Raw genomic sequence first — 25021 nt, forward strand, 5'->3', positions numbered from 1 at the left:
ATTCGAATTGCTAATTAAACCATGACGCAAACTTATAACGCTGATGCCATTGAGGTACTCACTGGGCTTGAGCCGGTACGCCGCCGCCCGGGGATGTACACCGATACGACCCGCCCCAACCATTTGGGTCAGGAAGTGATTGATAATAGTGTGGATGAAGCACTGGCAGGTCACGCCAAACGCGTGGATGTCATTTTACATGCCGATCAATCGCTGGAAGTGATTGACGACGGACGCGGGATGCCGGTGGATATCCATCCGGAAGAGGGGGTTCCGGCGGTAGAACTGATCCTCTGTCGGCTTCATGCCGGCGGTAAATTCTCCAATAAGAACTATCAGTTCTCTGGTGGTCTGCATGGGGTGGGGATTTCGGTAGTAAATGCCCTGTCAAAGCGCGTGGAAGTGACCGTGCGCCGCGACGGTCAGGTCTATAACATCGCGTTTGAAAACGGCGAAAAAGTGCAGGATTTGCAGGTTGTCGGCACCTGCGGTAAACGTAATACTGGCACCAGCGTGCATTTCTGGCCGGACGAAAGTTTCTTCGACAGCCCGCGTTTTTCTGTCTCTCGCTTAATGCACGTTCTGAAAGCAAAAGCGGTGCTGTGTCCCGGCGTAGAAATCACTTTTAAAGATGAAGTGAATAACAGCGAGCAGCGCTGGTGCTACCAGGATGGTCTGAACGACTATCTGGGCGAAGCGGTAAACGGCCTGCCGACGCTGCCGGAAAAGCCGTTTATCGGTAATTTTAACGGTGAAACGGAAGCGGTTGACTGGGCGCTATTGTGGCTGCCGGAAGGCGGCGAATTACTGACGGAAAGCTACGTCAACCTGATCCCGACCATGCAGGGCGGCACTCACGTGAATGGCCTGCGTCAAGGGTTGCTCGACGCGATGCGCGAATTTTGCGAATACCGCAATATTCTGCCGCGCGGCGTCAAACTGTCGGCGGAAGATATCTGGGATCGCTGCGCTTATGTGCTTTCCGTGAAAATGCAGGACCCGCAATTTGCCGGGCAGACCAAAGAGCGTCTGTCGTCGCGTCAATGTGCGGCATTTGTTTCCGGCGTGGTGAAAGATGCCTTCAGCCTGTGGCTGAACCAGAACGTGCAGGCGGCGGAACAACTGGCAGAGATGGCGATTGCCAGCGCGCAGCGGCGACTGCGCGCCGCAAAAAAAGTGGTGCGCAAAAAGCTCACCAGCGGTCCGGCGTTGCCGGGGAAACTGGCGGACTGTACCGCGCAGGATCTTAATCGGACCGAGCTGTTCCTTGTGGAAGGGGATTCGGCAGGCGGTTCCGCCAAGCAGGCGCGCGATCGCGAATATCAGGCGATCATGCCGCTCAAAGGTAAGATCCTTAACACCTGGGAAGTCTCTTCCGATGAAGTGCTGGCCTCGCAAGAGGTGCATGATATTTCCGTGGCGATCGGTATCGATCCGGACAGCGACGATCTGAGTCAGCTGCGCTACGGCAAGATCTGTATCCTGGCGGATGCGGACTCCGATGGTTTGCATATCGCTACTCTGCTTTGCGCGCTGTTTGTCAGACATTTCCGCGCGCTGGTGAAGAATGGTCATGTCTATGTCGCGCTACCGCCGCTATACCGTATCGATTTGGGTAAAGAGGTCTATTACGCGCTGACGGAAGAAGAGAAGGCGGGCGTACTGGAACAACTGAAGCGTAAGAAAGGCAAGCCGAACGTACAGCGTTTCAAAGGCCTGGGTGAAATGAACCCGATGCAGTTACGCGAAACCACGCTTGATCCGAATACTCGCCGCCTGGTGCAGCTCACCATTAGCGATGAAGACGATCAGCGTACTAACGCGATGATGGATATGCTGCTGGCGAAGAAACGTTCTGAAGATCGACGCAACTGGCTACAGGAAAAAGGCGATCTCGCGGATCTCGACGTGTAACGGTTGTTGCACGCTTTATCCGGTCTGCGCGGCGCAGGCCGGATAAGCGAATCCGACATGACGCCGCAGCCTGATGGCGACACTTGCGCATCGCATCAGGGCGACGTCAGACGAGGGTAATAACTTAAACGCCGGATTCCAGAATACGAATATTCATTTCCAGCACATCGTCTTTTACCGCGTCGCTGTAGGCTTTCATATGCGGGGTTTGCAGATGCGCCTCAAGGTGCGCAACGCTTTCCCACTGTTCAATCATCACGATCGAGTCAGGCGCCAGAGTCTGAAAACTCACGCCCGCGGCATGATCCACCATCGGCGCGTAACCGTGGCACCCCTCTTCTTTAAGAACGGTTGGAATAATTTTCGCAAACTGGTCGAGGACGGCCTGACGGTGATGTTGGCCCGGACGTGTGCGAATTTCGGCAATGACGGTAAGCATGGTTAACTCCTTCTAATTCCAGGATGACCAGTTAAGCAAAAATTTCGCTCAGATGCTTGCGATATTCTGCGGTATAGCGCGGAACATCCGGCATTTTAATCACGTCGTTGGCAATAAACGTTGGCAGCGCGTCCATGCCCAGGAACTGGTTGGCTTTATGGAATGGCAGATAGACGCCATCTACGCCTACGCCGTGGAAAAATTGATCTTTTTCGGTAAATGCTTCCATCGGCGCGTTCCACGTCAGTGACAGCATATATTTTTTCCCCTGCACCAGACCGCCGGAACCGTACTTTTTAGTGGCATCGGAACGCGTGCGGCCATCGCTGGCATAGAGCGTACCGTGACCTTCGGTAAAGACATCATCCATATATTTTTTTACTGTCCATGGCGCGCCCATCCACCAGCCTGGCATCTGCCAAATCACCACGTCAGCCCAGACGAAATTCTGCACCTCTTCTTTAATGTCATAGTCGCTGTCGGCGCGGACGATCTTAACCTGATGACCCAGATCGCGCAGAAGCCCATCGGCAACTTCGGTCAGGGTGTCATTTAACTGGCCGTTGGAGTGCGCGAATTTTTTCGCCCCGTTGATAATCAGGATGTTACTCATTTTGTGTCCTCAAGAAATGCGTTTGCTGCTGATTCTACGCTGACGGGCGGTGCGGTGAAATTAGCAAAATGTGCAAAGTCTTTTGCGTTTTTGGCAAAAATCTCTGCTACCAGCGTACTACGGCCTCAAATCCACCTTCCGCGGCGTTGCCAAACGACACCGTCATGCCGTGCAGCGTAGCGATGCGGCGGACGATTGATAATCCCAGACCGCTGCCGGTCACACTTTGGCCTGGCGGGCGGTAAAAACGCTCGCCGATATGCGTCAGAATCTCTGGCGCTACGCCGGGGCCATTATCTCTGACGGTGAAGCTGCGGGCATGTAAGGTAACGTCGACGACGCTGCCCTGCGGACTGTAGCGAATCGCATTATCCAGCAGGTTACGCACTAACAGGCTTAAGAGTAGCGGCTGGCCGGTACGTATGACGTCATGGGCGTTAAGCTGTAAACGCACGTCGATATTCGCCTGCTGCGCCGGATGATAAATATCCATTACCGCGGACTGCAGCAGCTCTTCCAGCGAAATCTCCGCTACATCCTGCAAATTATTGAGCGAGTCGAGACGCGATAACGTCAGTAGCTGATCGACCAGCCGCGTGGCGCGATCGATCCCCGCATGGAGCTGGGTCAGCGCTTTATCACGCGATAGCGGATCGTCGCCCGAGAGCTGCGCCACCTCGGTTTGTACTTTCAGCGCGGCCAGCGGGCTGCGCAATTCATGGGCGGCGTCGGAGGTAAATCGCCGTTCGCGCACCATCATGGAGTGGATGCGGCTAAAAAGCTGATTAAGCGCTTCGACCAGTGGGCGAACCTCGCTCGGTACGCCTTTGGCGTCGAGCGGCGTTTCCGATTCCGGCGACCGGAAGCGTAGCGCCTGCGCCAGTTTTTTCAACGGTCTGAGCTCGCGGTGAAGCAGGAGCAATAAAATCAGCAGCATGAAGGGAAGGGCGATCAGCCACGGCGTTAATTGCGCCGCTACGATCGCCAGCGCCATATCTTCGCGGTAATCCCACTCCTGACCGACGACGATACGATACTTGCCGTCCGCCGAGTTCAACCACAAAAAACGCCAGAGGTCGTTGTCATCCTTCAGATAGCCATTGTCGAAACCTTCCCGGCGATAGCGATACGGAATATCCTGACCGTTGTCGCCATCATGCAGCAACATTTTGCCATCAGCGGAAAAGATGGCGAACGCCAGCGCATCGTCATCGATATGCCCATGTTTTAATTTCTTTGGCGTATGCGCCATGCGCTGCGGGGCGTTGATCTCGTTAAGATCGAGGGTGCTAAGCCGTCTGGCGAACAACATCAACTGTGTGTCAAACAGCTCGTCGACATTATCCGTCGTCTTTCTCCAGGCCACAAAACTGGAAATTGCCCAAGTGATGGAGACCAGAATCAGGAAAATAAGCGTCAGCCTGACGCGCAGGCTGAGACGTTGCGTCAATTTCATGCGTCACCCAGGGTGTAGCCGATGCCGTGTACGGTGCGAATAAATTCGCTGCCGAGCTTGCGGCGTAAATGATGAACATGGACTTCCACTGCATTGCTGGACACGTCGTCATCCCAGTTATACAGCTTCTCTTCAATAAGCTTGCGCGGCAGCACGCGACCTTTGTTGCGCAGTAAGAGTTCCAGCAACGCGAACTCTTTTGGTTTTAGGGCCAGTGGTTCGCCGGCAAGCGTCGCGACGAGATTGCCTGGATTGAGCGTCACCTGGCCGTGGCGCAATTCGCTACTGGCCTGACCGCTGGCGCGGCGTACCAGCGCCTCCAGACGGGCGGCGACCTCAATGAGCGCGAAAGGTTTACATAAATAGTCATCGGCGCCCAGACGTAGCCCCTCGACACGCTCTGCTAACGCGTCGCGCGCCGTCAGGATCAGCACCGGTTCCTGTTTACCCTTTTCGCGCCATTCGCGCAAAATATCCCGTCCGTCCATGCCTGGCAGCGTCAAATCTAAAATAACCGCATCATAAGGCGCGCTGTAAAGCGCCTCTTTGCCCGGGCGTCCCTCGGTAAACCAGTCGACGCTGAAACCCATTTTACTCAGGCCCGCTTTTATGCCATCGCCAATAAGTGTGTCATCTTCTACCAGTAAAATTCGCATCTGTTCTTCCTTGCGGTAACTCGCGTTGCCGTCAGTTAACCTTGTCGCCGCAGGCGATGTACAGAAAAAAAGATTCTTTTTTTGCCTTAAGAAGTTGTTAAGGATTACCTTATTAAATGGATCTGAAACGACATGAAAGGGAAAAGTAATCATGAAAAAATTAGCTGCAATCGTTGCCGTTATGGCACTGTGTTCTACCCCGGTTCTGGCGGCTCAGCAGGGCGGTTTCTCCGGCCCGTCGGCGACGCAAACGCAAGGCGGCGGATTTGTCGGCCCGAACGGCAGCAGCACGACGGTAGAGAGCGCTAAATCGCTGCGTGACGATGCGTGGGTAACGCTGCGCGGGAATATCGTCGAGCGCATTTCCGACGACCTGTATGTGTTTAAAGATGCGACCGGTACTATCAATGTGGATATTGACCACAAGCGCTGGAACGGCCTGACCGTAACCCCGCAGGATACCGTTGAAATTCAGGGTGAAGTGGATAAAGACTGGAACTCTGTCGAAATCGACGTAAAACAGATTCGTAAAGTGAATCCGTAATCCCACATTGCGCAAGATCGGTCAGGATTCACAGCCGCCCGGTGGGCAGAATAGGCCACAAGGAGGCAGTGATGAATGACCTGATCAGCGCGGCTTATTCCGAACGTCTGCGGCGCGTTTGCGACCACATTGAGCGTCATCTGGATGAGCCTCTGTCGATTGAGGCGTTAAGCCGGATGGCGCACAGTTCGCCGTTTCATTTTCACCGGCAGTTTACCACCTGGAGCGGGCTTCCGCTCTATCGCTATATCCAGTGGTTGCGTTTGCGCCGGGCGTCATGGCGGCTGGCGTTTAATCCGCAAGATAAAGTTATCGATATCGCGCTGGATGCCGGATTTCAGAATCCGGAGTCGTTCACACGTGCTTTCAAAACCGCGTTTGGTCAAAGCCCGTGCCGGTTTCGGCAATCGCCGGACTGGCTGGCCTGGCACCAACGCGTTCCTAAACTTGCGTTACAGGAGCAGCATGTCATGGACGTAAAAATCGTTGAATTTCCACCTACCCGCGTCGCGATGCTGACGCATCTGGGGCATCCGGATAAGGTCAACGCCAGCGCGGCGAAATTTATTGCATGGCGACGCGAAACGGGCCAGTCGCCGATTGCCAGCAGTCAAACTTTTGGTATTGCCTGGCACGACCCGCAGACGACGCCGCCGGCTCAATTCCGCTTTGATATCTGCGGCAGCGTCCGCCAGCCGATAGCCGAAAATGACGTTGGCGTGGTGAATAGCGAGATTCCTGGCGGGCGCTGCGCGGTGGTGCGCCATCAGGGATCGCTCGACAGCCTCCCGGAGAGCGTGTGGTATTTATTCCGCGAATGGCTACCCGCCAGCGGTGAGACGCCGCGCGATTTTCCGGTCTTCTTCCAGTACCTGAATTTCGTCCATGAGGTCGCGGAACATGAGCTGCTGACGGATATCTATCTGCCGCTTCGTTAACTTCCTCGCCACCTGTCTCACGGTTTGTGACTCAGACCGTGAGATAGGGTATTATCTGCGGCAATATTGCCGTCCGAACGGTCAGCATGCAGATTGAGGATCCCCTGTTAATGAGCGATATGGCAGAGCGCCTTGCGCTACATGAATTTACGGAAAACGCCTACTTAAACTACTCCATGTACGTGATCATGGATCGTGCGTTGCCGTTTATTGGCGACGGCCTGAAGCCGGTACAGCGCCGCATCGTCTATGCGATGTCAGAGCTGGGGCTGAACGCCACCGCTAAATTTAAAAAATCCGCCCGTACCGTTGGTGACGTACTGGGTAAGTATCACCCGCATGGCGACAGCGCCTGCTATGAAGCCATGGTGCTGATGGCGCAGCCGTTCTCTTACCGTTACCCGCTGGTCGATGGCCAGGGGAACTGGGGCGCGCCGGATGATCCGAAGTCATTCGCGGCGATGCGTTATACCGAATCCCGCCTGTCCAAATACGCCGAGCTGCTGTTAAGCGAACTCGGTCAGGGGACGGCGGACTGGGTGCCAAACTTCGACGGCACCATGCAGGAACCGAAAATGTTACCGGCGCGTCTGCCGAACATCCTGCTGAACGGCACCACCGGTATTGCGGTGGGCATGGCAACAGATATTCCGCCGCATAACCTGCGCGAAGTCGCGAAAGCGGCGATTACGCTGATTGAGCAGCCGAAAACGACGCTGGATCAGTTGCTGGATATCGTCCAGGGGCCGGATTACCCGACCGAAGCGGAGATCATTACCCCACGTGCGGAAATTCGTAAAATTTACGAAAACGGGCGGGGCTCCGTGCGTATGCGCGCGGTATGGACCAAAGAAGACGGCGCTGTGGTAATTTCCGCGCTGCCGCATCAGGTCTCTGGCGCGAAAGTGCTGGAGCAGATTGCTGCGCAGATGCGTAATAAAAAACTGCCGATGGTGGACGATCTGCGCGATGAATCGGATCACGAAAACCCGACGCGTTTAGTGATTGTGCCACGCTCCAACCGTGTGGATATGGAACAGGTGATGAACCATCTGTTCGCCACCACCGATCTGGAAAAAAGCTACCGTATTAACCTGAACATGATCGGTCTGGATGGTCGTCCGGCGGTGAAAAACCTGCTGGAGATCCTCACCGAGTGGTTGGCGTTCCGTCGCGACACGGTACGCCGTCGTCTGAACTATCGTCTGGAGAAAGTGCTTAAGCGCCTGCATATCCTCGAAGGTTTGCTGGTGGCGTTTCTCAACATCGACGAAGTGATTGAGATTATCCGTAACGAGGATGAGCCGAAACCCGCGCTGATGTCGCGTTTCGGCATCAGCGAAACCCAGGCGGAAGCGATTCTCGAACTGAAACTGCGCCATCTCGCCAAACTGGAAGAGATGAAAATTCGCGGCGAGCAGGACGAGCTGGAAAAAGAGCGTGACCAGTTGCAGGGCATTCTCGCGTCTGAACGCAAAATGAATACCTTGCTGAAAAAAGAACTACAGGCAGATTCCGATGCCTATGGCGACGATCGCCGTTCTCCGCTGCGTGAGCGCGAAGAAGCTAAAGCGATGAGCGAACACGACATGCTGCCGTCCGAACCGGTGACTATCGTGCTGTCGCAGATGGGCTGGGTGCGCAGCGCCAAAGGTCATGATATTGATGCGCCGGGGCTTAACTATAAAGCGGGCGACAGCTTTAAAGCCGCGGTGAAAGGTAAGAGTAATCAACCGGTGGTGTTTATTGATACCACCGGGCGCAGCTATGCTATTGATCCCATTACGCTTCCGTCGGCGCGTGGGCAGGGCGAGCCGCTGACCGGCAAACTCACGCTGCCGCCGGGGGCGACCGTAGAGCATATGCTGATGGAAGGCGATGACCAGAAACTGCTGATGGCGTCGGATGCGGGCTACGGCTTCGTTTGTACGTTTAACGATCTGGTTGCCCGTAACCGTGCCGGTAAGACATTGATTACACTGCCGGAAAATGCGCACGTCATGCCGCCGCTGGTGATTGAAGACGAGCACGATATGCTGCTGGCGATTACCCAGGCCGGACGGATGTTGATGTTCCCGGTAGACTCTCTGCCGCAGCTGTCGAAAGGCAAAGGGAATAAGATCATTAATATCCCCTCTGCGGAAGCGGCGAAAGGCGATGATGGACTGGCGCACCTGTACGTGCTGCCGCCACAAAGCACTCTGACTATCCATGTCGGGAAGCGCAAAATCAAACTGCGCCCTGAAGAGTTACAAAAGGTAGTCGGTGAACGCGGACGCCGTGGCACATTAATGCGCGGCCTGCAGCGTATCGATCGCATTGAGATTGATTCGCCGCATCGCGTAAGTCATGGCGACAGCGAAGAGTAAGACAGGGGCGCCCGTAGGCCGGACAAGGCATCTAAGCCGCCATCCGGCGCTCTGCCGTTGCCGGATGACGACGCAGTAGCGTCTTATCCGGCCTACGGTTTCAGATCGGATTAACATTAAAATTTCCCGTAAAACCGTTGTTTATTCGTGCATTGCGATTAACAATACGTTTTTCCAGAGAGCCACACTTACCAAAATCCTAACCTGAATTTCAGGTGACGTAGAATGCCGGGCTCTTAGGCCTTCAGAGGTTGTTATGCTATATATTTTTCGTCTTATTGTTACCGTTATTTACTCCATTCTGGTCTGTGTTTTCGGTTCTATTTACTGCCTTTTCAGCCCACGTAACCCAAAACACGTGGCGACGTTTGGACATATGTTCGGTCGTCTGGCCCCGCTGTTTGGCCTGAAAGTGGAGTGCCGCAAACCCGCCGACGCGGAAAACTATGGCAATGCTATCTATATTGCTAACCACCAGAATAATTATGATATGGTCACGGCGGCGAATATTGTGCAGCCGCCAACGGTGACGGTGGGGAAAAAAAGCCTGCTTTGGATCCCGTTTTTTGGGCAACTGTACTGGCTGACCGGTAATCTGTTGATTGACCGTAATAACCGCGCCAAAGCGCATAGCACCATTGCGGCAGTGGTTAACCATTTTAAAAAGCGCCGTATTTCTATCTGGATGTTCCCTGAAGGTACGCGTAGCCGGGGACGCGGTCTGCTGCCGTTTAAAACCGGCGCGTTTCATGCGGCTATCGCGGCTGGTGTGCCGATCATTCCTGTCTGCGTTTCCAACACCTCTAACAAAGTCAATCTAAACCGCCTGAACAACGGACTGGTTATTGTGGAAATGCTGCCGCCAGTCGATGTCAGCGAATATGGTAAAGACCAGGTTCGCGAGCTGGCGGCCCACTGCCGTGCGTTAATGGAGCAAAAAATCGCGGAACTTGATAAAGAGGTTGCGGAACGTGAAGCGACCGGTAAGGTTTAAGCAGTCTTACTCTGTTATTGTAGAAATCATTTTTTCAGGCACAACTCTTTAGCCTGTTTTACATGGAGCTTATATGTCATTCAGTCGGCGTCAGTTTCTTCAGGCATCGGGAATCGCACTATGTGCAGGCGCGATTCCCCTCAGGGCGAATGCTGCCGGTCAGCAACAGCCGTTGCCTGTTCCGCCGTTGCTGGAGTCCCGTCGCGGGCAGCCGTTGTTTATGACGCTACAGCGAGCGCACTGGTCCTTTACGCAAGGCACGCGCGCGCCGGTCTGGGGAGTGAACGGTCGTTATCTGGGGCCGACAATCCGCGTCTGGAAAGGCGATGACGTTAAACTCATCTATAGCAACCGCCTGGCGGAAAATGTCTCCATGACGGTTGCTGGTTTACTGGTGCCGGGGCCGCTGATGGGTGGCCCGGCGCGTATGATGTCGCCGAACGCGGACTGGGCGCCGGTGCTGCCGATTCGTCAGAGCGCCGCCACGCTGTGGTATCACGCTAACACGCCTAACCGCACTGCGCAGCAGGTGTATAACGGCCTGGCCGGAATGTGGCTGGTCGAAGACGACATCAGTAAAACGCTGCCCATTCCGAACCATTACGGCGTGGATGATTTTCCCGTCATTATCCAGGATAAACGGCTGGATAACTTTGGGACGCCGGAGTACAGCGAACCGGGAAGCGGTGGTTTTGTCGGCGATACGCTGCTGGTGAACGGCGCGCAAAGCCCCTATGTCGAAGTGTCCCGCGGCTGGGTGCGATTACGGTTGTTGAACGCCTCGAACTCGCGGCGCTATCAGCTTCAGATGAGCGATGGCCGGGCGCTGCATGTGATTTCAGGCGATCAGGGCTTTTTACCTGCGCCGGTTTCCGTCAAACAGTTGTCACTGGCGCCCGGCGAGCGACGTGAAATCTTGGTTGATATGACCAACGGCGACGAAGTCTCGATCACCTGCGGGGAAGCGGCCAGCATAGTCGATCGGATTCGCGGTTTCTTTGAGCCTTCCAGTATTCTGGTTTCGACCCTGGTGCTGACGTTACGGCCAACCGGATTGCTGCCGCTGGTGACCGATAATCTTCCGATGCGTCTGTTGCCGACGGAGATCATGAGCGGCGCGCCTGTCCGCAGTCGGGACATCAGTCTTGGCGACGATCCGGGGATTAACGGCCAACTGTGGGATGTGAATCGCATTGATATTACCGCCCAACAAGGCACCTGGGAGCGCTGGACGGTACGCGCCGATATGCCGCAGTCGTTCCATATTGAGGGCGTCTCTTTCCTGATTCGTAACGTCAACGGCGCTATGCCGTTCCCGGAAGATAGAGGCTGGAAAGATACCGTCTGGGTGGATGGGCAAGTCGAATTGCTGGTCTATTACGGTCAGCCGTCCTGGCCGCACTTCCCGTTCTATTTCAACAGCCAGACGCTGGAAATGGCTGACCGCGGCTCGATTGGGCAAATGCTGGTGAATCCGGCGTCGTAAAGCGTCCGAGTACGGGTCTGAATAGCGCAGACCCGTCAGGGTTTTCAGGAAGGAGCAAACAGCGTGGGAAGCAGCAGACTCAACTGCGGGAAGTAGCAAATCATCGCCATGACCATAAAGAGTGCCAGAAACATCGGTAATAGCGGTTTGACGACTTTATCAATACTGATTTTGCCGATACTGCAACCGACGAACAAAATAGTGCCTACCGGGGGCGTACACAGTCCGATGGTTAAATTGAAAACCATAATAATGCCAAAATGGACAGGGTCGATTCCCAGATGTTGAGCAATGGGAAGGAAAATAGGCGTAAAGATCAGAATAGCCGGGGTAATATCCATAAACGTCCCGACGAATAACAAAATGAGATTGATAATCAGCAAGATGACCCATTTATTTTCGGACACGCTGGTAATCATTTCATTAATCAGTTCAGGAACATCGGCATTGGTCATCGCCCATGACATTCCCATTGAGCAGCCGACCAGTAAGAGAACAATAGAGCTGGTTACTACCGAATCCAGCAGAATATCGCGCAACTTACTCACATTAATTTCTCGATAAATGGCCGCCAGCGCCAGGCTATAGATTACTGCGATCGCAGAGGCCTCTGTTGGCGTAAATACGCCGCCGATAATGCCGCCGATAATAATAAATATCAGCAACAGGCTGGGCAACGAATCGCGGAATACCGACAGAAACTGCCGCAGGTTGATGCGTTCGGCAACCGGGTAATGGTGGCGATGGGCATACAGCGCCGCTACCGTCATTAAAGCCAGCGCGGTTAAGATGCCGGGCAGGTAGCCCGCCAAAAACAGGGCGGCGACAGAGGTGCCGCCGCTAGCCAGCGAATAGACAATTAGCACATTGCTGGGCGGGATCATCAAGCCAATCGGCGCCGAAGCGACGTTGATCGCCGTAGAGAACGCCGGAGAGTAGCCTTCTTTTTCCTGTAATGGCGACATGATGCCGCCCACCGCGGCCGCAGAAGCGACAGCCGAGCCGGATATCGCGCCAAACAGGGTGTTCGCCAGAATATTGCAGTGCGCCAGCGAACCGGGAAGGCGGCCAACTAACGCCTGAGCCAGATTCACCAGGCGCCGGGCGATTCCCCCGGTATTCATGATATTGCCGGCTAACACAAAAAAGGGGATCGCCAGCAGCGTAAAGCCATCAAGACCGACGGTCATTTTTTGCGAAATAACCGAGATTGCGGCATCCGGGGGAAGGGCTATCAGGATTGAGAATAAGGATGACAGCCCGATAGCGAATGTAATAGGAACGCCGACCGCCAGCATAATGGCAAAGCTGCCAAATAAAACAATTATTGGGTAAATATATTCAAAGTCCATATATCCCTCGTTAGCGAAGATGGCGCTGATGATAATTATCAATAACGTTCACAATGGTGTAGTACACCAGGATGACGCCGCTAATCGGCATGACCCAATAGACTTTATCCATAGGCCATTTTAATACCGGGGACATTTGGCTGACGTGCGCCGCTTTTTCAACAATAATATCACCGCCGTACACCATAAAAATCAGCGCGAACACGGTAATAATCACCTGAATGATACTGTCGAGCATGAGGGCGGGCGTTCGGGAGAGTTTTTGCGCTAACAAATCGATAGCTAAATGTTTTTTTAATCCGGCGGTATAGACGCCGCCTAACAGAATCATCCACATAAAAAGAATCTGGGTGAATTCGTCGAGCGTGCTGCTTGGCGCGTTGAATATAAAGCGCGCCGCCACCTGCCAGGATACGCAGGCAACCATGACCGCCAGAATAATACAGCAGCACCCGGCCAGTATTTTGTTCAGTGCATTGGTGAGTATTCGCATATTACATCCTGTAAAGGGCAGGAGAACCCTGCCCGGCAGATTTACATATTCTCGATGTATTCCAGATCCTTCGCTGACTGAGCGTCTTTTGCGCGGAACTCATCAAACAAGGGCTTAACACGCTGTTTGAACGCGGATTTATCAATATCAACAACAGTCGCGTTCATGGCCTTCATGCTCTCATAAGCCTCTTTTTCCGCGGCGGGCCAGATGACATCTTTCATTTGCTGCATGGATTCATCTGCGGCTTTATATAACGCTTTCCGCTCTTTATCGCTCAATTTGTTAAGTACTTTGGTACTGATGACCAGGACATCCGGCACCATCGTGTGCTCGTCGCGGGAATAGAATTTCGCCACCTCCGCATGACGCATATCGGCATAAACCACGGGGTTGTTTTCGCCGCCATCGACCACGCCTTGCTGGAGCGCGGTATAGAGTTCGCCTTGCGCCATCGGCGTCGGCACGCCGCCGAGCGCTTTCACCATCGCGATAGCGCTGGGGCTTTGCTGCACTCTGATTTTCATACCGGCTAAATCGTCGGGTTGAGTGATGGGCTTACCAGCGTAAAAACTGCGGGCACCGCCGTCGTACCAGGTTAAGCCGACGAAGCCTTTGCTTTCGGAGGACGCGAGAATGCGTTTCCCTAAGTCGCTTTTCAGTACGTTGTAGTAGTGATCGCGGTCACGGAATAAAAACGGCAGGCTAAACACGCTATATTCCGGCGCAAAAGACTCCAGCGATGCCGCATTGACTTTCACCATTTGCAGAGCGCCGGAGTTCATCAATTCCAGCGATTCACGTTCGTTGCCCAGCGTGGCGTTGGGGTAAATACGAATATTTAATTCGCCGTCCGAATAGGCTTTCGCTTTATCGGCCAGATAGCTCATCGCTTTGTGAACGGCGTGGCTTTTATCCTGATTGTGGCTCAGTTTCAGCGTGGTTTTGGCGAGCGCTGGAAATGCCAGTAGCAAACAGCCGGCCAGTAATACCGCTGATGTTGTGAATGAACGTGTGTTTTTCATATCTGCTTCCTTATAGGTTGGGATTCCTGTGGTTATCGTTGATTAATTAATAACCCGCTGATACGTAAGGTGTTGCGTTGGGGAAAGGCGTGGTGATGGTGTTCTTTATCCCCTGAATTCTGTCAGCCAATTTAATTTAATCAATAGACCAAAGAAAGAGATCTGGTTCACAGAAGAAAGTCATGGTAAAAACAGTGTCGTGAGCAATTCAGCGAAGTTTTTTTATATATTGCTGATAATGTGATGTTTTTTTACTTTTTGTTGTTATGGCGATACTGCGGTTTTAGACGTGGGTATAATTAATTGCATACCAATTTGGAGATATTCATAAGACCAATTTCAAACACATCAGGCCAGGCCGTTGAAAGTTGTTTCTATTTCGCGCCAGCCCTGCATATAAGGCGATAATCTCCTTCATTTTCGCTATAGATACGGCTTATAATCCCCGACCTTTGATTATTTTTTTGCCAATCGTTTTGGAAGCAATATGAGCGCTATCTCCCTGATCCAACCGGATCGCGACCTTTTCTCCTGGCCGCAGTACTGGGCCGCCTGCTTTGGGCCGGCGCCGTTTTTGCCGATGTCACGTGACGAGATGGATCAACTTGGCTGGGATAGCTGCGACATTATTCTGGTAACCGGCGACGCCTACGTCGACCATCCGAGCTTCGGCATGGCGATTTGCGGTCGTATGCTGGAAGCGCAGGGCTTCCGCGTGGGGATCATCGCCCAGCCGGACTGGAACAGCAAAGACGACTTTATGCGTCTGGGAAAACCGAACCTGTTCTTCGGCGTCACCGCCGGCAACATGGACTCAATGATCAACCGTTACACCGCTGACCGTAAGCTGCGCCACGATGACGCCTACACCCCAGATAACGTCGCGGGCAAACGCCCGGACCGCGCCACGCTGGTCTATACCCAGCGTTGCAAAGAAGCGTGGAAAGATGTCCCGGTGATCCTCGGCGGCATTGAGGCCAGTCTGCGCCGTACCGCGCATTACGACTACTGGTCTGATACTGTGCGTCGTTCAGTGTTAGTCGATTCCAAAGCCGACATGCTGATGTTTGGCAACGGCGAGCGTCCGCTGGTGGAAGTGGCGCACCGTCTGGCAATGGGCGAAACCATCGATCAGATTCGCGACGTGCGTAACACTGCGATTATGGTTAAAGAAGCGCTGCCTGGCTGGAGCGGCGTCGACTCCACTCGTCTGGACACGCCGGGTAAAATCGATCCAATTCCCCATCCCTATGGTGAGGATCTGCCGTGCGCGGATAACAAGCCGGTCGCGCCGAAAAAGCAGGAAGCTAAAGCGATTACCGTGCAGCCGCCGCGTCCGAAGCCGTGGGAAAAAACCTATATCCTGCTGCCATCCTTTGAAAAGGTGAAAGGCGACAAGGTGCTGTACGCCCATGCGTCGCGTATTCTGCATCACGAAACTAACCCTGGCTGCGCGCGGGCGCTGATGCAAAAACACGGCGACCGCTATGTCTGGATCAACCCGCCCGCCATACCGCTCTCCACTGAAGAGATGGATAGCGTGTTTGCGCTGCCGTATCAGCGTGTGCCGCACCCGGCTTACGGCAATGCCCGTATTCCGGCCTATGAGATGATCCGCTTTTCGATCAATATCATGCGCGGCTGCTTTGGCGGCTGCTCTTTCTGCTCGATCACTGAACATGAAGGGCGCATCATTCAGAGCCGCTCGGAAGACTCTATTATCAACGAGATCGAAGCGATCCGCGACACGGTGCCGGGGTTTACCGGCGTGATCTCCGATCTGGGCGGTCCTACCGCGAACATGTATATGCTGCGCTGTAAGTCGCCGCGTGCGGAGCAGACCTGTCGTCGCCTGTCATGCGTCTATCCGGATATCTGTCCGCATATGGATACTGACCATACGCCGACGATCAATCTTTATCGCCGCGCCCGTGAGCTGAAAGGCATTAAGAAAATCTTAATTGCCTCCGGCGTGCGCTACGACATCGCTGTAGAAGATCCTCGCTACATTAAAGAGCTGGCAAGCCATCATGTGGGCGGCTATCTGAAGATTGCGCCGGAGCATACTGAAGAAGGTCCGCTGTCGAAAATGATGAAGCCGGGTATGGGCAGCTACGATCGCTTTAAAGAGTTATTTGACCTTTACTCTAAACAGGCCGGAAAAGAGCAGTATCTGATCCCATATTTTATCTCCGCGCATCCGGGCACGCGGGACGAGGATATGGTGAATCTGGCGCTGTGGCTCAAGCGCCACCGCTTCCGTCTGGATCAGGTGCAGAACTTCTACCCGTCGCCGTTGGCAAATTCGACCACCATGTATTACACCGGCAAAAACCCGCTGGGTAAAATTGGTTATAAGAGTGAAGATGTGGTGGTGCCGAAGGGAGACAGGCAGCGTCGCCTGCATAAGGCACTGCTGCGTTATCACGATCCGGCGAACTGGCCGCTGATTCGCCAGGCGCTGGAAGCGATGGGGAAAAAGCATTTGATTGGCGGTCGCCGTGAGTGTCTGGTGCCTGCGCCGACCATTGAAGAGATGCGCGAAGCGCGTCGCCAGAACCGCAACACGCGCCCGGCGTTGACCAAGCATACGCCGGTGGAACATCAGCGGCAGGGGCTTGCTGCGAATAAGAAGCGCGGGAAAGGCGCAGGGCGTTAATTACCTTTGAATCTGTTGCTTCTGGAAGCTAATGTTTCTGGAAGTAACAGACATCTAAATATATTGTGTCGATCTTTAGTAATTGCTAAATTACGGGGAGCTTTATATTTTATTTAAATATTATTGATTGTATAAATTAATTATATATTACCTTAATGATTAAGGCATGATGCTTGTATACAGCCCCAGAGGAGGGGATATCATGGGTATGATTATTATTCCCTGTTTTATCGTAATTGCTATAATAGCTGTTGTTATATTCATAATGGCTATTAAAGCATGTAGTATGGAAAAACGTGAAGACAGGCAAATGACTCTTGCAGGGATAATTTTAATGGGTGTTATTGCCGCTATTCCTGGATGGTTTTTGTACGAAATATTTAGCCACGCGCCGTAATATTTAACCTACCAGGGTTGATATATTAAAATAGATAAGAAGTATATAATCTAAGGTATAATGCCTGATGGCGCTGCGCTTATCAGGTCTATGAATAGCACAGTTTTGTAGGCCGGATAAGGTGCTTACACCGCCATCCGGCAGAAGTGCTCCGTATTTATGCCGCACGAATTCTGGCCGCCAGCGCGGCCAGTTTTTCATCATCCGCCCGTTCATGATCGTGTGACGACAGATATCCTTCATACTGTTCGAAAAATTTATTCTGCCGCGATTCAATCGGTTTCCAGTGGGTTAAATCGCCAGTACCGTGCATGGGGCTTAATTTACTGTGCACATGGTCTACGCCGAAACCTTCGAAGAACATTCCCGTACGACTGACATCCGGGAAAGCCTTATCCAGTTTCTTCGCCACTTTTTGGGTCGCCAGCATCAGGTCCGCTAACGCCTGCGGCGGTAGATCGAACGCGTAGCTGGGGTAATGTTTTTTCGGGATCACTACGGTAAACCCATCGGTATTCGGAAAAATCGACAAAAAAGCCAGGTGATGCTCATCTTCCCAAACTTTATGACAAGGTGCTTTACCTTCAACTATTTGACAGAAAATGCAGGTCATTCCATTTCTCCGTTAACCGAGGGCTTATCGATGCGTTAAGCGTTTAATACAACCCTAACACTTTCCACCATGCGAGGCCGACTGTCAAAAAGACCGCCTGATTAAAGAGGCTGATAATAAATCCCGTTCGCCACCAGACGCCCGTCGGTACATAGCCGGCGCCAAAAAGAATGGGGCCGCGTGCGTGGGTATACTGCGTAAGAGAGCAGTACAGGCTGCTGGTAAACGCCAGCATAAGCGCCATCGGCGCTGCCGGTATATTCAGATGCAGACCGACACCCAGAAACACCGCATACAGCGCGGCGATTTGCGCGTTGCCGCTGGCGAAAAAATAGTGGGTATAAAAATAGGCTGCGTTAAGCAGCAGCAGAATGATTATCCAACTGGTTCCATGCATCGTACTGCCGATGCTGTCGCCAATCAGGTTGCCAAACCAACTGGTGAATCCTAGTTTCTTCAACTGGTTAGCCATCATCAGCAGCGCGGCAAACCAAATCAACGTATCCCAGGCGCCTTTTTCGCTTTTAACGTCTTCCCAGGTGAGCACGCCGCTCAGTAATAAAATCGAGAGACCGACAAAAGAGGCCGTCGTGGCATCCACGCCGAGCGAGCTGCCAAAAATCCATAGCACCAGCAACACGCCGACGGTCGCCAGCATGAGCCACTCGCCGCGCGTCATACTGCCCATTTGCGCCAGCTCTTTGCGCGCCAAATCCGGCGCATCCGGCGTATGTTTAATTTCCGGACGGGTCAGCCAGTAGACCAGCAGCGGGACGATAAGAAAAGAGACCAGGCAAGGCAGGAGCGCGGCGATAAACCAGCTTCCCCAGCTCAACGTAACGCCGGCGTTCGCCGCCAGTTTTACCGCCAGCAGGTTACCCGTATAACCGGTCATAAACAGTGCGGCGGTGACGTCGTTAACATTGCCAATACAGGTGATCAGAAAGGTGCCGATTTTGCTGCGAGACTCATCTTCCGGATGTGAATCAAAGCTGCGCGCCAGCGAGTCGGCGATCGGGTAAATCACGCCGCCGCAGCGCGCGGTGTTACTGGGCATCGCGGGGGAGAGGATCAGATCGGCAAACGCCAGACCATAAGCCAGACCCAGCGTTCGTTTACCTAACAGACGGATCATTTGTAGGGCGATACGCCGACCCAGCCCGGTTTTGATAAACCCACGGGCAATCATAAAGGCGACGACGATAAGCCAGATCAGCGAACTGTTCAGCTCGCTCAAGGCCGTGGTAATCGCGCCGCTGGCCGTTTTGTCGCCGGCAGCATAGGCGAGCGCAAAGACGGTGATGCCGATAATACCGACCGCGCCAATAGGCAGCACTTTCGCCACGATAGAGGCGATCGTCGCGACAAAAATAATCGCGGAATGCCAGGCCGGCGCGCTTAACCCGGAAGGGGGCGTTAGCTGCCACAGCCCGGCGGCGATAACCAGAATAAGAATAAATGGGAGCCATTTGACGCCCTGAGATTTTTTTTCCGCCACAATCACACATCCATAAATATTTTATATGTATTAAGTAAATTCATAATAAATATGAATAAATATTCACAAAATCAGAATAATTCTGCGCTTGTGTGTGGGGGAAATATACTGTTAAATGCGCGTAATTGTTTCTTAATGTTTCGGAATGCAAAAAAACCCGACGACATCGTCGGGCATGGCGTGCGATAAATCCGGCTTAACCGCCGAACTGATCCGGATCGGGGCCGAGGCGTTTTCCTTGATCCAGTTTTGCGATCTCGCCTAATTCATCTTTATCGAGACGGAAATCCCAGACAGCAAAGTTTTCCGCGATACGGGAAGGGGTGACGGATTTCGGAATGACGACCAGCCCGCAGTCCAGATGCCAGCGAATAACAATCTGGGCGGGCGTTTTGCCGTATTTATCCGCCAGTTCGCGAATCACTTTCTGATCGAATACTCCTTCGCCGCCCTGCGCCAGCGGGCTCCATGACTCGGTCTGGATTTTATGCGTCGCATTCCACGCATGTAGCTGGCGCTGTTGCATCAAGGGGTGAAGCTCGATCTGGTTGATCACAGGGGTAACGCCGGTTTCATCGATCAGACGCTGGAGGTGATGGATCTGAAAGTTACAGACCCCGATACTCTTTACCAGCCCCTCTTTTTGCAGCGCGATCATGCCTTTCCAGGCGTCGACATAGTGATTGATAGCCGGTACGGGCCAGTGCATCAGATAGAGATCGAGATAATCAAGCTGCAGTTTTTTCAGACTCTCCTGCAGGGCTTCGCGGGGACGTTTTTGATCGTCATTCCACAACTTGGTGGTGATAAACAGCTCTTCCCGCGCTACGCTTGCTGCTTTTAGCGCTTTGCCGACGCCTTCTTCATTCTGATATGCTGTGGCGGTATCAATCGATCGATAGCCCACCTCCAGCGCTTTATGAATCGCCGCGATCACCTCTTCATTACTTGCTTTCCAGACTCCCAGCCCAAGTTGTGGCATTACGTTGCCATCCTGTAGCCTGATAATGGTTGGATTAGCCATGATGTGTTCCTCTTTTAATTGGCTCGCCGGAGTCGGGGCCGGCGAGACTAAGTGACTTAAGTCTGGACGAAATGGCCAAAAACGAAAGTCAGAGGCGAAAAAACCTTAGCGCGCCGCTTCATAAATCCGACGGCTGACATCCAGCGTAATATCCTGATTTTCACCTAAATTTGTGCATCCATGCGCCTCAAGTTTAGCCAGTAGCGCCGGAATAGTGCTGCCATCCAGACCGTAATCGGACAGGTGGGTAGGCACGCCCATCTGTTCAAAGAAACGGCGGGTGGCGGCAATGGCGGCATCAATACGCTCGTCGTCGGAACCGTCGGTGATATTCCATACACGTTCAGCATATTGCAGGAGTTTTGCACGTTTAACGTCTCGTTTTTCGTTCCATAGCGCAGGCAGAATGATAGCCAGCGTCTGGGCATGATCGAGACCGTGCATCGCGGTAAGCTCGTGGCCCAGCATATGCGTCGCCCAGTCCTGCGGAACACCAGCGCCAATCAGGCCATTCAACGCCTGAGTAGCGGCCCACATCACGTTGGCGCGGACGTCATAATTTTCAGGCTCTTGCAGCGCTTTGGGACCTTCTTCGATCAGTGTGAGTAAAATACCTTCGGCGAAACGATCCTGAATTTTGCCGTTAACCGGGTAAGTGACGTACTGCTCAACGGTATGGACGAAAGCATCCACGACGCCGTTCGCAACCTGGCGTGGCGGCAATGTATAGGTGTAGACCGGGTCCAGTACGGCAAACACCGGTTGCACGAACGAGGAGTGGAAGGCCTGTTTGTCGCCAGTGGTTTTACGGGAAATGACTGCGCCGGCGTTCGATTCTGAGCCGGTTGCCGGTAGGGTCAGCACAGACCCCATCGGGATTGCGCTACGAATCTCAGTACCGCCGGTTTCCAGAATGTGCCACGGATCGACGCCGTCCGTATATTGCGCCGCTGCGGCGATAAATTTGGTGCCGTCCAGTACGGAACCGCCGCCAACGGCCAGCAGGAAGGTAATATTTTCGTCGCGCACAAGCTGCACGGCCTTCATCAGCGTTTCATAGGACGGGTTCGGTTCAATACCGCCAAACTCCCGTACATCCAGTCCTTTTAACGCTTCCTGAACTTGCGCCAGTACGCCGGTCTTTTTCACGCTACCGCCGCCATAGATAATCAGCACGCGGGCGTCCTGCGGGATTTGATCGCGAAGATCGACGATAGCGCCTTTACCAAACAGAATGCGGGTAGGGGTATGTAATTTGAAATTGTTCATTGCTCATTCCCTTATGTGGGTAAAAAGAGGGCAGGCGGCTGTCTGCCTGATGGCCATCATTGTGGTCTCGTGAGGGATGTCTCTCAATGCACATTTCTGCCAATGTTTTGCCTATTTCTCCAGAATGCTGGAGAAAATCGCTAAAAATGCGCACAATCCAGCGGAGTGGATTTGATGAAAAAATGGCGCGTTATGAATCGTGAAGCAATTTGCTTACAGTTGGCGGATAAAATTAATCATTTAAAAAATAATGATAAAATAATCAGCGAGCGGCTGGCGGGCATTCGTCTGTTGTATGGTGTTGAACCGGGGCCGCGCACGCCGGTCATGTATCAGCCTGGCATCATATTTCTCTTTTCCGGCCATAAAATTGGCTATATTAACAAGCGCAAGTTTCGTTATGACGCTAATGAATATCTTTTACTGACCGTGCCGCTCCCTTTTGAATGCGAGACCTGGGCGACGCCGGAGGTACCGCTGGCCGGTATTCGGCTCGATATTGATGTGCTGCAACTGCAAGAGTTGCTCATGGACATTGGCGAAGATGAGCGTTTCCAGTTGCCGATGGCGGCCAGTGGGATTAACTCCGCCACGCTGTCGGACGAGATTTTATGTGCGGTGGAAAGATTGCTGGATGTGATGGAGCGCCCGCTGGATGCGCGGATTCTGGGAAAACAGATTATTCGCGAAATTCTTTATCATGTGCTGATGGGACCGCGCGGCGGGGCGCTGCTTGCACTGGTTAGTCGCCAGACGCACTTTAGCCTGATCAGTCGCGTACTTAAACAGATCGAAATGAAATACACCGAGAACCTGAATGTTGAGCAACTGGCGGCAGAAGCGAACATGAGCGTGTCGGCGTTTCACCATAATTTTAAGGCGGTCACCAGCACCTCGCCGTTGCAGTATTTAAAAAGCTACCGACTGCATAAAGCGCGAATGATGATGATTCACGACGGTATGAAGGCCAGCGCCGCGGCGATGCGGGTCGGATATGAGAGCGCATCGCAGTTTAGCCGGGAGTTTAAACGTTATTTTGGCGTTACGCCGGGCGAAGATGCGGCAAGAATGCGGACAATGCAAGGGAGCTAAGTGGGGCATCCCGCCACGGGTCAACGAAGCGTAACCGGGCCATCCTGGCCGATTATGGATACGTCAGGCGTTACAGTATTTCTTTTTAATCACCACGACCAGCGTACCTAACAGCCCGGCGACCAGTAGCGCGACGGGAAGGATCATTAAAAATGTCATTACCTGGTCTTCATGGCGCTTAACAAACGGGATCATACTGAGCGCGTAGCCGAAGCTGGTCACGACAGTCACCCACAGCAGGCCGCTTAACCAGTTAAAAAACTGAAACCGGCGGTTGGACAGGCCGGAAATACCCGCCATTGTTGGCAGCAGAGTGCGGACAAACGCCAGAAAGCGCCCGGCAAGCAACGCTAACAAACCGTGACGGTCAAACATGCAGGTGGCGCGCTGATGATATTTTGCCGGAAGCTGCGCCAGCCAGCCTTTGACGGTACGCGTATTACCGAGCCAGCGTCCCTGGATATAACTTAGCCAGCAGCCGAGACTGGCCGCGGTGGTGAGAATGCCAATTGTCGGCAAAAAATGCATCACATCCTGGGCGATCAACGCGCCTGCCAGTAGCAGCAGACTATCGCCAGGTAAGAATGATGCTGGCAGCAGACCGTTTTCTAAAAATAGCGTGGCGAACATGACAAAGTAGACGACGCTAACAACGTGTGGATTCGCCAGCGCGGCAAAATCATGTTGCCAGAGCGCAGCGATAATATCTTGAATGACAGCCATGAACTTTCCTGTGGAACAGCATTTACGCTTTTATCTGCCTATTGTACTCCTGAATCGTCCGGGATGCCTTGATCCCGGACGCAACAAACGCAGACTTTTCCACGGAAATTGTCTGCATATATGTCCATCCCCGGCAACTTTACACAATTCTGGCGAAGCCGGCGGCTAAATCAGCGATCAAATCATCAACACTCTCTAAACCAATATGCACCCGGACCAGCGTACCGGTAAAATCTACGCCGCCTGCGGGACGAATCGCGGCGATCTGTTCCGGCTGATTAGCAATAATCAGCGATTCGTAGCCTCCCCAGGAGTAGGCCATACTGAACAGCGAAAAGTTATCCAGATAGGCTGATAATTCTGCCTCGGTCAGCTTTTTATTGAGCACAAAGGAGAACAGACCGCTGCTGCCTGTAAAGTCTCGTTTCCAGAACGCATGACCTTTGCTACCCGGCAGGGCCGGATGATTAACGCGCGCGACCTGAGGATGGTTCGCCAGCCATGCGGCGATTTTGAGGCTGCTTTCTTGATGCTGGCGCAGTCGGACGCCGAGCGTGCGCAGACCGCGGCTGGTCATATAAGCCGTGTCGGCGTCGAGCATTTGCCCCATCAGATAGGCGTTTTCCCGCAATTGTTCCCAGCAGCGCGCATTTGCAACGGCAGTACCGACCATCGCATCAGAATGACCAATCAGATACTTAGTGCCCGCCTGGATAGAGATATCAATATCGAACTCCAGCGCTTTGAACAGAACGCCAGCCGCCCAGGTATTATCAATCATGATGACGGCTTCTGGCGCGACGCGTCTGACCGCACTAACAATGCTCGGAATATCATGTACTTCCATGGTAATAGAACCGGGGGATTCCAGAAATACGACTTTCGTGTTCGGTTGAATATGTTGCGTGATATCAGCGCCGATGAGCGGGTCGAACCAGCTTGTCGTCACGCCCAGTTTGCCGAGAATTTTGCTGCAGAAATCCTGGCTGGGTTCATAGGCTGTGTTGGTCATCAGGATGTGGTCGCCCTGCTCAACGAATGCCAGAATGGTGTTGGCAACCGCCGCCGCGCCGCACGGGAAGAGCGCGCATCCGGCGCCGCCTTCCAGTTCACACATGGCTTCCTGGAGCGAAAAGTGGGTCAGCGTTCCCCGGCGTCCGTAAAATAATTCGCCGTTGGCGAGATTGCGGGTAGCGTGTTTTTTGGCCTCGACGGTGTCAAACACCAGTGAAGAAGCGCGTTGAATCACACTATTCACTGAGCCAAGCGTGTATTTTTTGCTGCGTCCTGCGTTTACCAGTTTGGTATCCAACTGTTTATCCGTCATGTTGCGTTTCCTGATTTTAACCGTCTGGATGTCTAAACTAGCATGAATATAACCATCTGCACCCTGGCGACGTGTGATACAGATGAAAATTTTGCCAAAATAAAAACAGGTGGCTTTTTTAATGCGTAAGCGCAAAGAAA

General features: G+C 53.2%; 21 protein-coding genes and 1 pseudogene. 9 read left to right on the forward strand and 13 right to left on the reverse strand.

All coding sequences use genetic code 11. The annotated features are described in order from the left end of the window. The first annotated feature begins 21 nt into the window (after window positions 1-21). A complete protein-coding gene (gene parE / locus ACLJTG_RS06850) occupies window positions 22-1914 on the forward strand; it encodes a DNA topoisomerase IV subunit B (protein ID WP_000195318.1) in 1893 nt (630 codons plus the stop codon). A gap of 124 nt (window positions 1915-2038) precedes the next feature. Here parE and ACLJTG_RS06855 read toward each other — a convergent pair whose 3' ends face one another. The 4 genes from ACLJTG_RS06855 to qseB form a co-directional block, all read right to left on the reverse strand. After that, on the reverse strand, window positions 2039-2353 hold the full coding sequence (locus tag ACLJTG_RS06855) for a putative quinol monooxygenase (protein WP_000958587.1): 315 nt from the start codon (window positions 2351-2353) through the stop codon (window positions 2039-2041). Window positions 2354-2384: 31 nt separating this feature from the next. Then, on the reverse strand, window positions 2385-2966 hold the full coding sequence (locus ACLJTG_RS06860) for an NAD(P)H-dependent oxidoreductase (protein WP_058653009.1): 582 nt from the start codon (window positions 2964-2966) through the stop codon (window positions 2385-2387). A 106-nt stretch (window positions 2967-3072) separates the two neighbouring features. Continuing rightward, window positions 3073-4422, reverse strand: a complete 1350-nt coding sequence (gene qseC / locus ACLJTG_RS06865; RefSeq protein ID WP_000779327.1) for a quorum sensing histidine kinase QseC — start codon at window positions 4420-4422, stop codon at window positions 3073-3075. Next, the gene (qseB, locus tag ACLJTG_RS06870) at window positions 4419-5078 is read right to left on the reverse strand and encodes a quorum sensing response regulator transcription factor QseB (protein ID WP_001221574.1); all 660 of its coding nucleotides are present in this window, start codon (window positions 5076-5078) and stop codon (window positions 4419-4421) included. The genes qseC and qseB overlap by 4 nt, the downstream gene beginning before the upstream one ends. Window positions 5079-5229: 151 nt before the next feature. Here qseB and ACLJTG_RS06875 point away from each other — a divergent pair, with 151 nt between their 5' ends. The 5 genes from ACLJTG_RS06875 (at window position 5230) to ftsP (ending at window position 11409) form a co-directional block, all read left to right on the forward strand. After that, entirely contained in the window at window positions 5230-5622 is a 393-nt protein-coding gene (locus tag ACLJTG_RS06875) for a YgiW/YdeI family stress tolerance OB fold protein (RefSeq protein ID WP_000731552.1), read from the forward strand. Between the two features lie 71 nt (window positions 5623-5693). Then, window positions 5694-6560, forward strand: coding sequence for a GyrI-like domain-containing protein (locus tag ACLJTG_RS06880; RefSeq protein WP_000998788.1), 867 nt, complete (start codon window positions 5694-5696; stop codon window positions 6558-6560). Between the two features lie 110 nt (window positions 6561-6670). After that, the gene (parC, locus tag ACLJTG_RS06885) at window positions 6671-8929 is read left to right on the forward strand and encodes a DNA topoisomerase IV subunit A (protein WP_021000788.1); all 2259 of its coding nucleotides are present in this window, start codon (window positions 6671-6673) and stop codon (window positions 8927-8929) included. Between the two features lie 256 nt (window positions 8930-9185). Beyond that, entirely contained in the window at window positions 9186-9923 is a 738-nt protein-coding gene (gene plsC / locus ACLJTG_RS06890) for a 1-acylglycerol-3-phosphate O-acyltransferase (RefSeq protein ID WP_000965730.1), read from the forward strand. Between the two features lie 73 nt (window positions 9924-9996). Then, on the forward strand, window positions 9997-11409 hold the full coding sequence (ftsP, locus tag ACLJTG_RS06895) for a cell division protein FtsP (RefSeq protein ID WP_000010658.1): 1413 nt from the start codon (window positions 9997-9999) through the stop codon (window positions 11407-11409). A gap of 44 nt (window positions 11410-11453) precedes the next feature. Here the strand turns inward: ftsP and ACLJTG_RS06900 are convergent, their stop codons facing one another. Genes ACLJTG_RS06900 through ACLJTG_RS06910 form a run of 3 tightly spaced genes read right to left on the reverse strand, consistent with a single transcriptional unit; the run spans window position 11454 to window position 14279 of the window. After that, a complete protein-coding gene (locus tag ACLJTG_RS06900; protein ID WP_021000787.1) occupies window positions 11454-12761 on the reverse strand; it encodes a TRAP transporter large permease in 1308 nt (435 codons plus the stop codon). A 10-nt stretch (window positions 12762-12771) separates the two neighbouring features. Next, window positions 12772-13254 (reverse strand): TRAP transporter small permease, encoded by a 483-nt coding sequence (locus ACLJTG_RS06905; protein ID WP_001221827.1) that lies wholly within the window; start codon window positions 13252-13254, stop codon window positions 12772-12774. A gap of 41 nt (window positions 13255-13295) precedes the next feature. Next, window positions 13296-14279 carry a TRAP transporter substrate-binding protein gene (locus ACLJTG_RS06910; protein WP_000799367.1) on the reverse strand — a complete coding sequence of 328 codons (984 nt, stop codon included), beginning with the start codon at window positions 14277-14279 and terminating at the stop codon, window positions 13296-13298. 487 nt (window positions 14280-14766) lie between these two features. On the opposite strand from ACLJTG_RS06910, the gene ACLJTG_RS06915 reads away from it, so the two are divergent. Then, window positions 14767-16938, forward strand: coding sequence for a YgiQ family radical SAM protein (locus ACLJTG_RS06915; protein WP_001274458.1), 2172 nt, complete (start codon window positions 14767-14769; stop codon window positions 16936-16938). A 202-nt stretch (window positions 16939-17140) separates the two neighbouring features. Then, entirely contained in the window at window positions 17141-17335 is a 195-nt protein-coding gene (locus ACLJTG_RS06920; protein ID WP_000525384.1) for a hypothetical protein, read from the forward strand. A 157-nt stretch (window positions 17336-17492) separates the two neighbouring features. Here the strand turns inward: ACLJTG_RS06920 and ACLJTG_RS06925 are convergent, their stop codons facing one another. From ACLJTG_RS06925 to yqhD, 4 genes and pseudogenes are all read right to left on the reverse strand, one after another. Further along, window positions 17493-17948, reverse strand: a complete 456-nt coding sequence (locus ACLJTG_RS06925; RefSeq protein ID WP_001527932.1) for an HIT family protein — start codon at window positions 17946-17948, stop codon at window positions 17493-17495. Between the two features lie 43 nt (window positions 17949-17991). Next, window positions 17992-19477, reverse strand: a pseudogene (locus ACLJTG_RS06930) (DASS family sodium-coupled anion symporter). A 165-nt stretch (window positions 19478-19642) separates the two neighbouring features. Beyond that, window positions 19643-20470, reverse strand: a complete 828-nt coding sequence (gene dkgA, locus ACLJTG_RS06935) for a 2,5-didehydrogluconate reductase DkgA (protein ID WP_000013101.1) — start codon at window positions 20468-20470, stop codon at window positions 19643-19645. A 105-nt stretch (window positions 20471-20575) separates the two neighbouring features. Beyond that, entirely contained in the window at window positions 20576-21739 is a 1164-nt protein-coding gene (gene yqhD / locus ACLJTG_RS06940) for an alcohol dehydrogenase (RefSeq protein WP_079951110.1), read from the reverse strand. Window positions 21740-21931: 192 nt separating this feature from the next. Between yqhD and ACLJTG_RS06945 the strand changes: the two genes are divergently transcribed. Then, window positions 21932-22831 carry an AraC family transcriptional regulator gene (locus ACLJTG_RS06945; RefSeq protein ID WP_001078198.1) on the forward strand — a complete coding sequence of 300 codons (900 nt, stop codon included), beginning with the start codon at window positions 21932-21934 and terminating at the stop codon, window positions 22829-22831. A 63-nt stretch (window positions 22832-22894) separates the two neighbouring features. Here ACLJTG_RS06945 and yghB read toward each other — a convergent pair whose 3' ends face one another. Next, entirely contained in the window at window positions 22895-23554 is a 660-nt protein-coding gene (yghB, locus tag ACLJTG_RS06950; protein WP_000268444.1) for a DedA family general envelope maintenance protein YghB, read from the reverse strand. 139 nt (window positions 23555-23693) lie between these two features. After that, window positions 23694-24881: a cystathionine beta-lyase gene (gene metC / locus ACLJTG_RS06955; protein ID WP_000130262.1), complete on the reverse strand. Its 1188-nt coding sequence runs from the start codon at window positions 24879-24881 to the stop codon at window positions 23694-23696. Window positions 24882-25021 lie beyond the last annotated feature (140 nt).

It is taken from the genome of Salmonella sp. SAL00672 (assembly GCF_046552175.1).
Classification (GTDB): domain Bacteria; phylum Pseudomonadota; class Gammaproteobacteria; order Enterobacterales; family Enterobacteriaceae; genus Salmonella; species Salmonella enterica.